The following is a 13,641-nucleotide window of genomic DNA, read 5'->3' as shown; positions in this document are numbered from 1 at the left end:
TGCCGCAGGCGGCGATCTTTTGATCTGATCTTTAAAAAATCACAATCAAAGGACGCAGCCTGCGGCAGCTCCTACGGGGGGAGTGTGATAGTCCCGCATTTGGCCGAACCGCCATCGTGGTGCCTTGGTATAGTTCGGGCCTCATTTTCAGCCCGGTAAAGGATCACTGCCATGACTCAATACTCCGCCTTCAGCGTCGAACTGGCCGATAACATCGCCCATGTGCAGATCAATCGCCCGGAAAAAATCAATTCGATGAACGCGGCGTTCTGGAGCGAGATCGTCGAGATTTTCCAGTGGATCGACGACACCGATGAAGTTCGCGTAGTGGTGCTCAGCGGCAACGGTAAACATTTTTCCTCGGGCATCGATCTGATGATGCTCGCTGGCGTCGCCAATGAACTGGGCAAGGATGTCGGCCGCAATGCGCGACTGCTGCGCCGCAAGATCCTCACCTTGCAAGCGTCTTTCAATGCCGTCGACAACTGCCGTAAACCGGTGCTTGCGGCCGTTCAGGGCTATTGCCTCGGTGGTGCAATCGATCTGATCGCCGCCTGCGACATGCGTTACGCGGCCGAAGACGCACAATTCTCGATCAAGGAAATCGATATCGGCATGGCCGCCGATGTTGGCACTTTGCAACGGTTGCCGCGAATCATCGGAGACGGCATGCTGCGTGAACTGGCTTACACCGGTCGCACCTTCGGTGCCGAAGAGGCTCGCAGCATCGGCTTGGTCAATCGCGTTTACAGCGATAAAGAAGCGCTGCTGGAAGGCGTGATCGACATTGCCCGCGACATCGCCTCGAAATCGCCGATCGCGGTCACCGGTACCAAGGAAATGATCAGCTACATGCGCGACCATCGCATCGACGACGGTCTCGAATACGTTGCCACCTGGAACGCCGCCATGTTGCAATCCACCGATTTGCGCGTGGCCATGGCCGCCCATATGAGCAAACAGAAACCTGAATTTCTGGATTGAGAAACCATGACATCTCGCTGGACCACTGCAGTACTGGACACTGATCAACCCGGCGGCTGGGCCGTGGCGCGTAGCCCCGAAGGCTTTCTGTTCGATGACAACGGCGCGCTGTTCCCACGGGAATGGCTTAAACGTCAGGACTTGTCGATCCTCGCCGAGCACGGCATCGGCCATCTCGATGGCGAGCCGGTATACCTGCTGGAATTGCGCAGCGTCAGTGAGGTGTCGGGTTGTAACTGGAAAGGTCTGCGGGCGTTCATGCTCGACGGCGATCACACCCTTTACAAAGTCTTGGGGTACGCCGCACAGATCGGCACCTGGGCCCGCGAACACCGTTTCTGCGGTAATTGCGGGCAAGCGATGACGCAGGTGCCGCGTGAGCGCGCGATGTATTGTCAGCCGTGTGATATGCGCAGCTATCCGCGGATTTCGCCGAGCATGATCGTGCTTATCACCCGTGGCGACGAGATCCTGTTGGCGCGCTCACCGCGTTTCGTCACCGGGGTCTACAGTACGCTGGCCGGTTTTGCCGAGCCGGGCGAGTCGGCGGAGGATTGCCTGATTCGCGAGGTGCGCGAGGAAGTCAGCATCGAGGTGAAGAATATCCAGTACCTGGGCAGCCAGTGCTGGCCGTTCCCGCACTCGATGATGCTCGGCTTCCATGCCGAATATGCTGGCGGCGAAATCATCTGTCAGGAAGACGAGATCGAAGACGCCCAGTGGTTCAACGTGCACCAATTGCCGCCGTTGCCGGCGTCAAAGTCGATTGCCCGTTACCTGATCGATGTCTACGTGGCGCGGCGCTTAGGCCACGCTGAACCAGTGCTGCCAGGCTAGGCGCACGGTCAAACCCAGCACCACGGTGATGAACACCGGGCGAATGAACTTGGCGCCACCGCTGATCGCGGTGCGCGCGCCAAAGAAAGCGCCGACCATCACCGACAGGCCCATACTCAGGCCGATGATCCAGTCCACTTGCCCGGAAAACACGAACACCGACAGCGCCGCAATGTTGCTGACGAAGTTCATGCTGCGCGCGACGCCGCTGGCCTTGACCAGATCGATCGGGTAGAGCAACAAACTGCTCACCGTCCAGAACGCGCCGGTGCCCGGCCCGGCCACGCCATCGTAGAAACCGAGGCTGAAGCCTTGGGTCGATTGCCATTTCTTTTTGATCGGAGCGTCGCTGTCCAGCGGCGCTTTTGGCGTACCGCCGAACAACAGGTACAGACCGCAGGCGAAGACGATCACCGGGAGCATCTTGTTCAGCCATTCGGCTGGCAGGTAATGGGCGACGATGGCGCCCGTCAGTGCACCGACCAGGGTCCCGACAATCGCGTGCACCCATTGCCGTGGATGGAACAGCTTGCGCCGGTAGAAGGTGAAACTGGCGGTGGCCGAGCCGAAGGTCGAACTGAGTTTGTTGGTGCCCAGCACCAGATGTGGCGGCAGGCCGGCCGTCAGCAATGCAGGCGTGGTCAACAGACCGCCACCGCCAGCGATGGCATCGATGAAACCGGCAATGAAAGCGACAATAGCCAGAATGGCCAGGGTGGTGAGGTCAACGCTGAGTTCGAAAGGCATGGAATCGGCTTATTCGGCAAGGCGCAGGTGATCGCTGCGGGGAGGGCGGTCATGTTACTCATTTCCTGCTGTTGCGGCGAGTCGACTGACGCCTTCGCGAGCAAGCCCGCGAAGAGGCCAGCCCTCCCAACCGCTATCTGGTTGTCTCAGGCAGGGCGACTGACCAGTGCACGTTCCATCCGCGCAATGCCTTCTTCGAGCAGCGAACGCGGGCAGCCGAAGTTCAGGCGCACGAATTGCTGGTGCTGATCGCCGAAATCCAGGCCGGCGCTCAAACCGACTTTGGCCTGTTCAAGGAAGAACTGCTGCGGATTGTCCAGATCCAGCGCCGAGCAATCGAGCCACGCCAGATAAGTCCCTTGCGGCACATTGATAGACACGCCCGGCAAGCGACTGCGCACGGCGTCCACCAGCCAGTCGCGGTTGGCTTGCAGGTAGGTTTTCAGCTCGGTCAGCCACGGCGCGCCTTCGCTGTAGGCCACACGGGTGGCTTCCATGCCCAGCGGATTGACGCTGTCGACCATGCCGCAACGGGCGTGGTTGACGCGTTCACGCAAGGCGGCGTCCTGGATGATCATGAACGATGTTTTCAGGCCGGCAATGTTGTACGCCTTGCTCGCCGACATCAGGGTGATGGTGCGTTGGGCGATTGCCGGGCTCAGGGAGGCGGTCGGAACATGCACGCGGCCGTCGAAGCATAACTCGGCGTGGATTTCGTCGGAGATGATCCACGCATCCTGTGCGACGCAAATGTCCGCCACCGCTTGCAACTCTTCACGATCGAAGACTTTGCCGAGCGGGTTGTGCGGGTTGCTCAGGAGCAGCGCGCCACCACCGTTCAGCGAGTCACGCAACACGTCCAGCGGCGTCAGGTAAGTGCCGTCAGCCTGCGCGACGAATTCCAGCTCGACCTTGTTCAGGCCCCAATGGCCCGGCGCGTGACGTAGCGGCGGGTAATTCGGCACCTGCACCACGACGTTCTGTTGCGGTTGCACCAGCGCTTTCAAAGCCATGTTGAAGCCCGATTCAACGCCTGGCAGGAAGATCAGCTCTTGCGGTTTGACCTTCCAGGCAAACTTGTTCCAGAGGTCGGCGACGATGGCTTCACGCAGGCTGTCCGGCGCCACGCTGTAACCGACCAGCGGGTGCAGCAGACGCTGTTGCAGCGCCTCGATCACCACCGGTGGCGCGGCGAAATCCATATCAGCGACCCACATCGGCAACACTTCGGCCGAGTAGCGGCTCCATTTGGTGCTGCCCGTGTTGTGGCGGTCGAATACCTGATCAAAATCGAAAGTCATGCGCGGTCTCGTGAAGGCGGGGTTAATTCTGCCGAACATGATAAACCTTGAACCCCTGTAGGAGCTGCCGAAGGCTGCGATCTTTTGATTTTGTTTTCAAAGAGCAAGATCAAAAGATCGCAGCCTTCGGCAGCTCCTACACAGATTTGTGTGTTGCCCGACAAACGGCCGACGGTCGGTTTTCACACAGATCGTATGGTCTTTGTCTACAGTGAAAAGGTCGGCAGAGGTTTGCCGCAACCGTGATTGTCCCGATAAAACCCGGCACAAGTACCGGGTTTCACCTGATCAGGAGTGCACGATGGATCTTAGCCGTCGTCAGTTCTTCAAGGTCGCCGGTATCGGCCTTGCAGGCTCGAGCCTGGGCGCGTTGGGCATGGCCCCGACGCTGGCCTTCGCCGAGCAGGTGCGCCACTTCAAGCTCGCCCACACCCATGAAACCCGCAACACCTGCCCGTATTGCTCGGTCGGTTGCGGCTTGATCATGTACAGCCAGGGCGATGGAGCGAAGAACGTAGCGCAAAGCATCATTCACATCGAGGGCGACGCCGACCACCCGGTCAATCGCGGCACCCTCTGTCCGAAGGGCGCAGGCCTGCTGGACTTCATTCACAGCCCGGGCCGCTTGCTCTACCCGCAGACGCGCAAGCCCGGCAGCAGTGAATGGACGCGAATCAGTTGGGACCAGGCGCTTGATCGTGTCGCCGACCTGATGAAAGCCGACCGCGACGCCAACTTCATCGAGAAAAATGCCAACGGGCAAACGGTGAACCGCTGGCTGACCACCGGATTCCTCGCAGCGTCGGCAGCGTCCAACGAAGCCGGTTACATCACTCAGAAGGTGATTCGCAGCCTCGGCATGCTGGGGTTCGATAACCAGGCGCGTGTCTGACACGGCCCGACGGTGGCAAGTCTTGCCCCGACGTACGGCCGTGGTGCCATGACCAATACCTGGACCGATATCGCTAACGCGAATCTGATCCTGGTGATGGGTGGTAACGCTGCAGAAGCGCATCCGTGCGGCTTCAAATGGGTGACCGAAGCCAAAGCGCACAACGCTGCGCGGCTGATCGTGGTTGATCCGCGTTTTACCCGGACCGCATCCGTGGCCGACTATTACGCGCCGATCCGCACCGGCACCGACATCGCCTTTATGGGCGGCTTGATCAATTACCTGCTGACCGAGGACAAGATCCAGCACGAATACGTGCGCAACTACACCGACGTGTCGTTCATCGTCAAAGAAGGTTATGGCTTCGAAGACGGCATCTTCAGCGGCTACGACGTGGCCAAGCGCAGCTACACCGACAAGTCCGGCTGGGGTTACGAGCTGGGCGAGGACGGCTTTGCCAAAGTCGACCCGACGCTGCAAGACCCGCGCTGCGTCTATCAATTGATGAAGCAGCATTACAGCCGCTACAACATCGACCTCGCCAGCCAGATTTGCGGGATGCCGGTCGACGCCATGCAGAAAATCTGGGACGAAATCGCCACCTGCTCGATACCGGGCAAGACCATGACGATTCTCTATGCCCTCGGCTGGACCCAGCATTCCATTGGCGCGCAGATCATTCGCAGCGCGGCGATGGTGCAATTGCTGCTGGGCAACGTCGGCATGCCGGGCGGCGGCGTCAATGCCTTGCGCGGGCACTCGAACATTCAAGGCCTGACCGACCTGGGTTTGCTCTCCAACTCATTGCCGGGTTACCTGACGCTGGCCGGCGATGCCGAGCAGGACTACAACGCCTTCATCAAAAAACGCACGCAAATGCCGCTGCGGCCGGGGCAGTTGTCCTACTGGCAGAACTACAGCAAATTCCACGTCAGCCTGATGAAGTCCTGGTACGGCGCGAACGCCACCGTCGAGAACAATTGGGTCTACGACTACCTGCCGAAACTCGACATCCCCAACTACGACGTCCTGAAGATGTTCGACCTGATGAGCCAGGGCAAGGTCAACGGTTACATATGCCAAGGCTTCAACCCGATTGCCGCGTTGCCGGACAAAAATCGCGTGATGGGCGCGCTGGCCAAATTGAAATGGCTGGTGGTGATGGATCCGCTGGCCACCGAAACCTCGGAGTTCTGGCACAACGTCGGGCCTTACAACGATGTGAAGAGCGAAGAGATCCAGACCGAAGTCATTCGTCTGCCCACCACTTGTTTTGCCGAAGAGGACGGCTCGCTGGTCAACAGCAGCCGCTGGCTGCAATGGCACTGGAAAGGCGCCGATGGCCCCGGTGAAGCGCAGACCGACATTCGCATCATGAGCGAACTGTTCCTGCGCCTGCGCAAGCGTTACCAGGCTGAAGGTGGCAAATTCCCCGATCCGCTGCTGAAGCTGTCGTGGCCGTACAAAATCACCGACGAGCCTTCGCCGGAGGAACTGGCCAAAGAGATCAACGGCAGCGCCTTGGCAGACTTTACCGACGCCACTGGCGCAGCGATCAAGGCCGGATCGCAACTGGCCGGGTTCGGCTTGCTCAAGGACGACGGCAGCACGGCGTCCGGTTGCTGGATTTTCGCCGGCAGCTGGACCGAGGCTGGCAACCAGATGGCGCGGCGCGACAACGCCGATCCATACGGCATGCATCAACATCTGGGCTGGGCGTGGGCCTGGCCGGCCAACCGGCGGATTCTCTACAACCGCGCTTCGGCAGATGTCTCCGGCAAACCGTGGGACCCGAAAAAACGCTTGGTGTGGTGGAACGGCAAAGCCTGGGGCGGCACCGACGTGCCAGACTTCAAGGCCGACGTGCCACCCGAGGCCGGGATGAATCCGTTCATCATGAACCCCGAAGGCGTGGCGCGGTTCTTCGCCGTCGACAAGATGAACGAAGGGCCATTCCCCGAGCACTACGAGCCGTTCGAAACGCCGATCGGCATCAACCCGCTGCATCCGCAAAACAAGAAAGCCACCAGCAATCCGGCGGCGCGGATCTTCGATTCGGTCTGGGAGACCCTCGGTGAGGCCAAGGACTTCCCGTACGCCGGCACCAGTTACCGGTTGACTGAGCATTTCCACTTCTGGAGCAAGCACTGCAAGTTGAATGCGATTGCCCAACCGGAACAGTTCGTCGAAATCGGTGAGGTGCTGGCGAAAGAGAAGGGCATTGCCGCTGGTGATCGTGTGCGCGTCAGTTGCAAGCGCGGCTTCATCGAAGCAGTGGCCGTGGTGACAAAAAGGATCCGGCCATTGCAGGTCAACGGCCAGGTCGTGCATCAGATCGGTATTCCGCTGCACTGGGGATTCACCGGCCTGACGCGTCACGGTTACCTGACCAACACCCTGGTGCCGTTCCTCGGCGATGGCAACACTCAGACCCCGGAATCCAAGTCATTCCTGGTCAACGTGGAGAAGCTCTAATGGAGAATCTTTAGATGGCCAGCCAAGACATCATTGCCCGCTCGGCCACTACAACTGTGCCGCCGTCGGTGAGGAATCAGGACGAAGTCGCCAAGCTGATCGACACCACCAAATGCATCGGCTGCAAGGCCTGCCAGGTCGCGTGTTCGGAATGGAACGAGCTGCGCGACGAGGTCGGCCACAACCACGGCACCTACGATAACCCGCAAGACTTGAGCGCAGAAACCTGGACGCTGATGCGCTTTACCGAGCATGAAACCGATGCCGGCAACCTCGAATGGCTGATCCGCAAGGACGGCTGCATGCATTGCGCCGAGCCCGGTTGCCTGGCCGCGTGCCCGAGCCCCGGCGCGATCATCAAGCACGCCAATGGCATCGTCGATTTCGATCAGGATCACTGCATCGGCTGCGGTTACTGCATCACCGGTTGCCCATTCAATATTCCACGGATCTCGCAAAAGGATCACAAGGCTTACAAGTGCACCTTGTGTTCAGATCGGGTGGCGGTAGGGCTGGAACCGGCCTGCGTGAAAACCTGCCCGACCGGCGCCATCGTCTTCGGCACCAAGGAAGACATGAAGGAACACGCCGCCGAACGCATCGTCGACCTGAAAAGTCGTGGTTTTGAAAACGCCGGTCTGTACGACCCGGCAGGGGTTGGTGGCACGCACGTGATGTACGTGTTGCACCACGCCGACACCCCAACCATCTATGCCAACCTGCCGCAGGATCCAGCCATCAGCCCATTGGTGGGCCTGTGGAAAGGCATCAGCAAACCCCTGGGCCTGCTGGCCATGGGCGCGGCGGTGCTCGCCGGGTTCTTCCATTACGTGCGCATTGGCCCGAATCGCGTCGAAGAGGACGAACATCCAACGCCACCCGACACCTCGGTGCATGTCGTCGATCCGGCGGTGCACACCTTCGATCCACGCGGGGAGGACCGGCCATGAGCAACAAGACAATCCTGCGTTACACCGCCAACCAGCGCACCAATCACTGGCTGGTGGCGATCCTGTTCTTCATGGCCGGGCTCTCGGGACTGGCGTTGTTTCACCCGTCTCTGTTCTGGCTGAGCAACCTGTTTGGTGGCGGGCCGTGGACGCGGATTCTGCACCCGTTCATGGGCGTGGCGATGTTCGTGTTGTTCCTCGGTCTGGTGTTTCGTTTCTGGCGCGCGAACTTCTTCATCGACAACGACTGGAAATGGCTGCGGCGCATTGATCGGGTGCTGGTCAACGACGAAGAAAGCGTGCCACCCGTAGGCAAGTACAACGCCGGGCAGAAGCTGCTGTTCTGGACTTTACTGCTGTGCATGCTCGGCTTGCTGTTCACCGGCCTGGTGATCTGGCGCGCCTATTTCAGCGCGTTTTTCGGCATCACCGTGATTCGCTGGGCGATGCTTTTGCACGCATTGGCCGGGTTTATTCTGGTGCTGAGCATCATCATTCACATCTATGCCGGTCTGTGGATCAAGGGCTCGGTCGACGCGATGATGCATGGCTGGGTCAGTCGCGCCTGGGCAAGAAAACACCATGAGCTGTGGTATCGCGACATCACCCGCGATGAACATCACCCGGATGCGCCGGAACGACCGATCACTAAAAAGGGCTGACCTTTGGCAACCATTCTGGAACCCGGAGAAATCGAAGCGGCGGCGAGTTCGCCGCCGTTTCTGCACTTGCCACCGCATAACCTGTTCACCCTGCGCGCGCAACGGCTCGAGCAATTGGCCGAAGGGCATCCGTTGGCCGACTATTTGCGCTTGATCGCCGGTTTATGCCAAGCGCAACAACAAGTGCTGGACGATCCGCCCTCGACAGAAACCGTCGATCAGCAACGGCTTGAGCTGTGCCAGCAGCACGGCATGCCGCCGTTCGCTGCCGATACCCTGGTCCGCGAAGATGATTGGCAAGTCTGGCTGGACGCCTTGCTGCAACGCTACACGCCGCCCGCGCAACCCGCCGTGATGGATGCGCTCACCACTCTGCGCAGCGCCAGTCACGGGCAACTGCGCGCTTGGGCTGTGGCGCTGGTCAGCGGCCAATATTCAATGGTGCCGGCGGCATTGGTGCCGTTCCTCGGCGCGGCTTTGCAAGCGGCATGGAGCCATTGGCTGCTCAGCGTGGCCAACCTGCAACTGACACCCGGCAACAGCCTCAGCCAATGCCCGGCCTGTGGTTCACCGGCCATGGCCGGGGTCATTCGCCATCGCGGCAAACACAACGGTTTGCGGTATCTGGTGTGCTCGCTGTGCGCCTGCGAATGGCACGTGGTGAGGGTCAAGTGCGTGTACTGCGAGTCGAGCAAAGGCCTCGATTATTTCAGCCTTGAGGACGACCGCCACGCCGCCAATCAGGCACCGTTGCGCGCGGAAGTCTGTCCGAGTTGCAACAGTTATCTGAAATTGCTTTACCTGGAGAACGATGCCGAAGCCGAGGCGTTGTCGGCGGATCTCGGCAGTTTGCTGCTGGACATGCGTCTGGCCCAGGACGGCTACCAGCGTCTGGCACCGAATCTGTTGCTCGCACCGGGAGACGAATGACCGCAGCGTCTACACTTCTGTTTTTCACTGCCGTGCGCAGTGATCTGTCTCCAGGAGTGGCTGATGTCCCTGCGTTTACCTTCCATTGATGGTTTATTGCGTCATCCCGCCTGTTTGCCGTTGGCCGAGCGTTACGGACGTGAGGCGTTGTTGGCGTGCCTGCGGCAACTGCTTGATGAACTGCGCCCCGGAGTGTTGAGCGGGCAGTTGTGCGCAGTCGAAGTCAGCGCCGAAGTGCTCGCCGGCCGCGTCGGTGAGCGCCTTGCCCAGCAACAGCGCAGCCATGTGCGGCGGGTGTTCAACCTGACGGGCACGGTGCTGCACACCAACCTTGGTCGGGCCTTGCTGCCCGAAGAAGCCATCGAAGCGGTGCGAATGGCCGCACGTTATCCGCTCAATCTGGAATTCGATCTGGCCAGCGGCAAGCGCGGTGACCGTGACGACTTGATCGAAGGCCTGATTCGCGAATTGACCGGCGCCGAAGCCGTCACCGTGGTCAACAACAATGCCGCTGCCGTGCTGTTGACCCTCAACAGCCTCGGCGCGCGCAAGGAAGGCATCATTTCGCGCGGTGAGCTGATCGAGATCGGCGGCGCGTTCCGCATCCCCGACATCATGGCCCGCGCTGGCGTGCGTCTGCATGAAGTCGGCACGACCAATCGTACGCATGCTCGCGATTACGAAGCGGCGATCAGCCCACGCAGCGGCTTGATCATGCGTGTGCATGCGAGCAATTACAGCATTGAAGGATTTACCGCGCGGGTGCCGACTGCCGAGCTGGCCGAGTTGGCCCATCGGCATGGCTTGCCGTTGCTGGAGGATCTGGGCAGTGGCAGTCTGTTGGATCTGACCCGTTGGGGTTTGCCGGCCGAACCGACGGTGCGTCAGGCGTTGCTCGATGGCGCGGATATCGTCACCTTCAGCGGCGACAAATTGCTCGGCGGCCCGCAGGCAGGGTTGATCGTGGGGCGCAAAGAGCTGATCGCGAAGATCAAGAAAAACCCGCTGAAACGCGCATTACGGGTCGACAAACTGACCTTGGCCGCGTTGGAGGCGGTGCTCGGTTTATACCGGGATCCGGATCGACTCGCCGAGCGTTTGCCGAGTCTGCGCCTGCTGACCCGTGCGCAGGCTGACATTCTCGCTCAAGCGCAACGCCTGCAACCGTTGTTGGTGCAGACCTTGGGCGAGCCGTGGTCAGTCAGCGCGATCCCGGCGCTGGGCATGATCGGCAGCGGTAGCCAACCGGTGGCGCGCTTGCCGAGTGCGGCGCTGTGCCTGCGTCCGCAAGTGTCGAAACGTTTGCGCGGGCGTTGCCTGTTGCATCTGGAAGCGGCGTTGCGCGCCTTGCCGATCCCGGTGCTTGGGCGCATTGATGACGATGCGCTGTGGCTGGATCTGCGCCAACTCGACGATGAGCCGGCGTGGCTGGGGCAATTGCCGCAATTGCAGGTCGAGCCGTGATTGTCGGCACGGCGGGGCACATCGACCACGGCAAGACGTCTCTGCTGCAAGCGTTGACCGGTCAAACCGGCGACCGCCGCCCACAGGAGCGCGAGCGCGGGATGACCATCGACCTCGGTTATCTCTATGCCGAACTTGAATCGGGCGAAGGGTTGACCGGGTTTATCGATGTGCCGGGCCACGAGAAATTCACCCACAACATGCTTGCCGGCGCGCAGGGCATCGATCTGGTGTTACTGGTGATCGCTGCGGACGACGGCGTGATGCCGCAAACCCGTGAGCATCTGGCAATCGTCGAATTACTCGGCATTCCACGTGCGCTGGTGGCGATTACCAAGTGTGATCGGGTCGAGGCGGGCAGGGTGGCGGAAGTTCAGCGCCAGACCCTGGATTTGCTGGCGAGCGGGCCGTTTGCCGAAGCGCCGATTCTAACCGTGTCGAGCGTCACGGCGCAGGGCATCGATGAGCTGCGCAAGGCGTTGTTGCACGCGCAAAGCAACGTGCAGGCGCGCAGCCGCGAAGGCGGTTTTCGGCTGGCCATCGACCGCGCGTTCAGCGTTGCCGGCGCCGGGATCGTGGTCACGGGCACCGCGTTGTCGGGCACGGTGTCGCTGGGTGACAAACTGGCGCTTGGGCCTTTCGGCAAATCGGTCAGGGTGCGCGGCTTGCATGCGCAGAACCAACCTGCCGAACAGGCCTTCGCCGGACAGAGGGTTGCCCTGAACCTGAGCGGCGAACGCCTTGAGCTGACGCAAATCCATCGCGGCCAATGGCTGCTGGCGGAGTGGCTGCTGGCACCCACCCAGCGAATCGACATCGAGTTTCAGATGCTGCCGGGTGAACGCACTTTCGAGCACTTTCACCCAGTACACCTGCACCTCGGCACGCAAGACGTCATCGCTCGAGTTGCATTGCTTGAAGGATCGCGCCTGAGTCCCGGCGAGCGCATGTTCGCGCAACTACTGATCAACGCGCCGGTTCACGCGGTGAAGGGCGATCGGCTGATCCTGCGCGACTCCAGCGCTCAACGCACCCTCGGAGGCGGCCGTGTGCTCGACCCGTTTGCCCCGGCCCGACAGCGCCGCAGCCCCGAACGGCTGGCACAACTCAAGGCTTTGGCCCGCAGCGAAAGCTTCGAGCAGGTCTTGCCGGCAATGCTTTATCACAGCGCGGGCGGTCTTGATCCGCAACGGCTGGAACGGCAATTCAATCGCCTGCGCTCAACGTGGTCGCTGCCGGAAAACGTGCGCCTGATCGACACCCGCCAAGGTCCTGTGCTGTTCAACGTGCAGCGTTGGGGGCAGTTGAAATTCACACTGCTGGAACGACTGGCGAGCTTTCATAAGCTGGAACCCGATCAAATGGGGCCAGACCGTGATCGTCTAAGGCGCTTCAGCGCTTTGCCGCTGGAACGTTCGACCTTCGTCAGCTTGCTCGATGAATTGCGCGACGCCGGCGCGATCACCGCCAGTGGCCCGTGGCTGCACCTGCCGGATCATCAGGTGCGCCTGAATGCCGAGGACGAAAGCCTCTGGGAACAGCTGCAACCGTTGTTTGAAAACGCTGGTTTCGATCCGCCGTGGGTCCGTGACGCGGCCCAAGTGCTCGGCCAGGACGACGCCGTGGTGCGCCTGCTGCTGCGAAAACGGGCGCGGCTGGGCTTGATGCATCAAGTGGTGCGCGACCTGTTTTTGAGCGACGTGCAGTTGCGCCGAATGGCCGAGGTGCTGCTGAAACTCGCCAGGGAAAATCCGCAGATCGAGGTGACAACCTTCCGCGATGCGCTAGGCTTGGGACGCAAACGCTGTATTCAGTTCCTCGAATACTTTGATCGCCTGGGCCTCACCCGGCGCATGGGCGAGTCACGGCAAATCCGCTACGACAATGCGTTGGCCAGCGCCGACGCGCACTGAGTTAATGGAAGGCAATCGCGCCCGGTGGCGCGGCCGGGCTTCAAACCCGGTTGGGGACGGCATCCGTTCCCGGGCAGGTTCGACTCCGGCTGCCTTCCGCCATATCAAGCGCAAAACATCGCAACCTTCGGCTGTGCCTGCGCAGAGGGTAAGCCGTCAGTCTTCTTTGCGTACGGTGGCGACTTCGTCGGCGCGGACTTTCACCTTGGCCCCGGAAATATCTTCGAACTCGTAAAAGCCGTCCTTGGTTTTGGTCTTCGGCATGTCCTTGGTCAAATACTGTGTGCCGTTCTGCAGGGTCACCACGGTCTGGGTCGAGCAACCGCCCAATACCAGCAGGGCCGCTACTGCCAAGGGAATGCCAAGCGTTTTGATTTTCATACCCACCTCTGACTCCTCATGATTTGATACCGCACAATGTCGGTGTTCTAACGCGGTTGGTGCCATTGCGCCGGAAAAAGTTCGATGTGCCGGTTAAAAAATGCC

11 protein-coding genes and 1 tRNA gene are annotated in these 13,641 nt (G+C 60.6%); 9 read left to right on the top strand and 3 right to left on the bottom strand.

Annotated elements, in window-relative coordinates; all coding sequences use genetic code 11:
* Positions 1-171: 171 nt before the first annotated feature.
* Positions 172-984, top strand: a complete 813-nt coding sequence (locus JFT91_RS18785) for a crotonase/enoyl-CoA hydratase family protein (protein ID WP_201233461.1) — start codon at positions 172-174, stop codon at positions 982-984.
* Positions 985-990: 6 nt separating this feature from the next.
* On the top strand, positions 991-1,821 hold the full coding sequence (nudC, locus tag JFT91_RS18780) for an NAD(+) diphosphatase (RefSeq protein ID WP_201233460.1): 831 nt from the start codon (positions 991-993) through the stop codon (positions 1,819-1,821).
* Here the strand turns inward: nudC and JFT91_RS18775 are convergent.
* Positions 1,789-2,568, bottom strand: coding sequence for a TSUP family transporter (locus tag JFT91_RS18775; protein ID WP_064390185.1), 780 nt, complete (start codon positions 2,566-2,568; stop codon positions 1,789-1,791). The genes nudC and JFT91_RS18775 overlap by 33 nt on opposite strands.
* Positions 2,569-2,714: 146 nt before the next feature.
* The gene (locus tag JFT91_RS18770) at positions 2,715-3,869 is read right to left on the bottom strand and encodes a MalY/PatB family protein (protein ID WP_201233459.1); all 1,155 of its coding nucleotides are present in this window, start codon (positions 3,867-3,869) and stop codon (positions 2,715-2,717) included.
* A 301-nt stretch (positions 3,870-4,170) separates the two neighbouring features.
* Between JFT91_RS18770 and fdnG the strand changes: the two genes are divergently transcribed.
* The 7 genes from fdnG (at position 4,171) to JFT91_RS18735 (ending at position 13,257) form a co-directional block, all read left to right on the top strand.
* Positions 4,171-7,236 carry a formate dehydrogenase-N subunit alpha gene (fdnG, locus tag JFT91_RS18765; RefSeq protein WP_201233458.1) on the top strand — a complete coding sequence of 1,022 codons (3,066 nt, stop codon included), beginning with the start codon at positions 4,171-4,173 and terminating at the stop codon, positions 7,234-7,236.
* A gap of 14 nt (positions 7,237-7,250) precedes the next feature.
* Positions 7,251-8,186: a formate dehydrogenase subunit beta gene (gene fdxH / locus JFT91_RS18760; protein ID WP_201225705.1), complete on the top strand. Its 936-nt coding sequence runs from the start codon at positions 7,251-7,253 to the stop codon at positions 8,184-8,186.
* A complete protein-coding gene (locus tag JFT91_RS18755; protein WP_201233457.1) occupies positions 8,183-8,848 on the top strand; it encodes a formate dehydrogenase subunit gamma in 666 nt (221 codons plus the stop codon). The genes fdxH and JFT91_RS18755 overlap by 4 nt, the downstream gene beginning before the upstream one ends.
* A 3-nt stretch (positions 8,849-8,851) precedes the next feature.
* Entirely contained in the window at positions 8,852-9,778 is a 927-nt protein-coding gene (fdhE, locus tag JFT91_RS18750; RefSeq protein ID WP_201233456.1) for a formate dehydrogenase accessory protein FdhE, read from the top strand.
* Positions 9,779-9,838: 60 nt separating this feature from the next.
* The gene (selA, locus tag JFT91_RS18745) at positions 9,839-11,242 is read left to right on the top strand and encodes an L-seryl-tRNA(Sec) selenium transferase (protein WP_201234015.1); all 1,404 of its coding nucleotides are present in this window, start codon (positions 9,839-9,841) and stop codon (positions 11,240-11,242) included.
* Positions 11,239-13,155, top strand: coding sequence for a selenocysteine-specific translation elongation factor (gene selB, locus JFT91_RS18740; protein ID WP_201234014.1), 1,917 nt, complete (start codon positions 11,239-11,241; stop codon positions 13,153-13,155). Before selA ends, selB begins: the two co-directional genes overlap by 4 nt.
* Before the next feature lie 6 nt (positions 13,156-13,161).
* Positions 13,162-13,257, top strand: a tRNA-Sec gene (locus JFT91_RS18735).
* A gap of 54 nt (positions 13,258-13,311) precedes the next feature.
* Here JFT91_RS18735 and JFT91_RS18730 read toward each other — a convergent pair.
* Positions 13,312-13,536, bottom strand: coding sequence for a YgdI/YgdR family lipoprotein (locus JFT91_RS18730; protein WP_008084086.1), 225 nt, complete (start codon positions 13,534-13,536; stop codon positions 13,312-13,314).
* Between the last annotated feature and the right edge of the window lie 105 nt (positions 13,537-13,641).

The sequence above is a fragment of the Pseudomonas sp. TH08 genome (assembly GCF_016651275.1).
GTDB lineage: Bacteria > Pseudomonadota > Gammaproteobacteria > Pseudomonadales > Pseudomonadaceae > Aquipseudomonas.
The sequence above is the reverse complement of the archived record's forward strand: the minus strand, read 5'-3'. Positions and strand labels throughout refer to the sequence as shown.

Excerpts from the sequence above, each read along its gene's own strand:
- JFT91_RS18785 (WP_201233461.1), top strand. The coding sequence starts at position 172 with ATGACTCAATACTCCGCCTTCAGCGTCGAACTGGCCGATAACATCGCC.
- nudC (WP_201233460.1), top strand. The coding sequence starts at position 991 with ATGACATCTCGCTGGACCACTGCAGTACTGGACACTGATCAACCCGGC.
- JFT91_RS18775 (WP_064390185.1), bottom strand. The coding sequence starts at position 2,568 with ATGCCTTTCGAACTCAGCGTTGACCTCACCACCCTGGCCATTCTGGCT.
- JFT91_RS18770 (WP_201233459.1), bottom strand. The coding sequence starts at position 3,869 with ATGACTTTCGATTTTGATCAGGTATTCGACCGCCACAACACGGGCAGC.
- fdxH (WP_201225705.1), top strand. The coding sequence starts at position 7,251 with ATGGCCAGCCAAGACATCATTGCCCGCTCGGCCACTACAACTGTGCCG.
- JFT91_RS18755 (WP_201233457.1), top strand. The coding sequence starts at position 8,183 with ATGAGCAACAAGACAATCCTGCGTTACACCGCCAACCAGCGCACCAAT.
- JFT91_RS18730 (WP_008084086.1), bottom strand. The coding sequence starts at position 13,536 with ATGAAAATCAAAACGCTTGGCATTCCCTTGGCAGTAGCGGCCCTGCTG.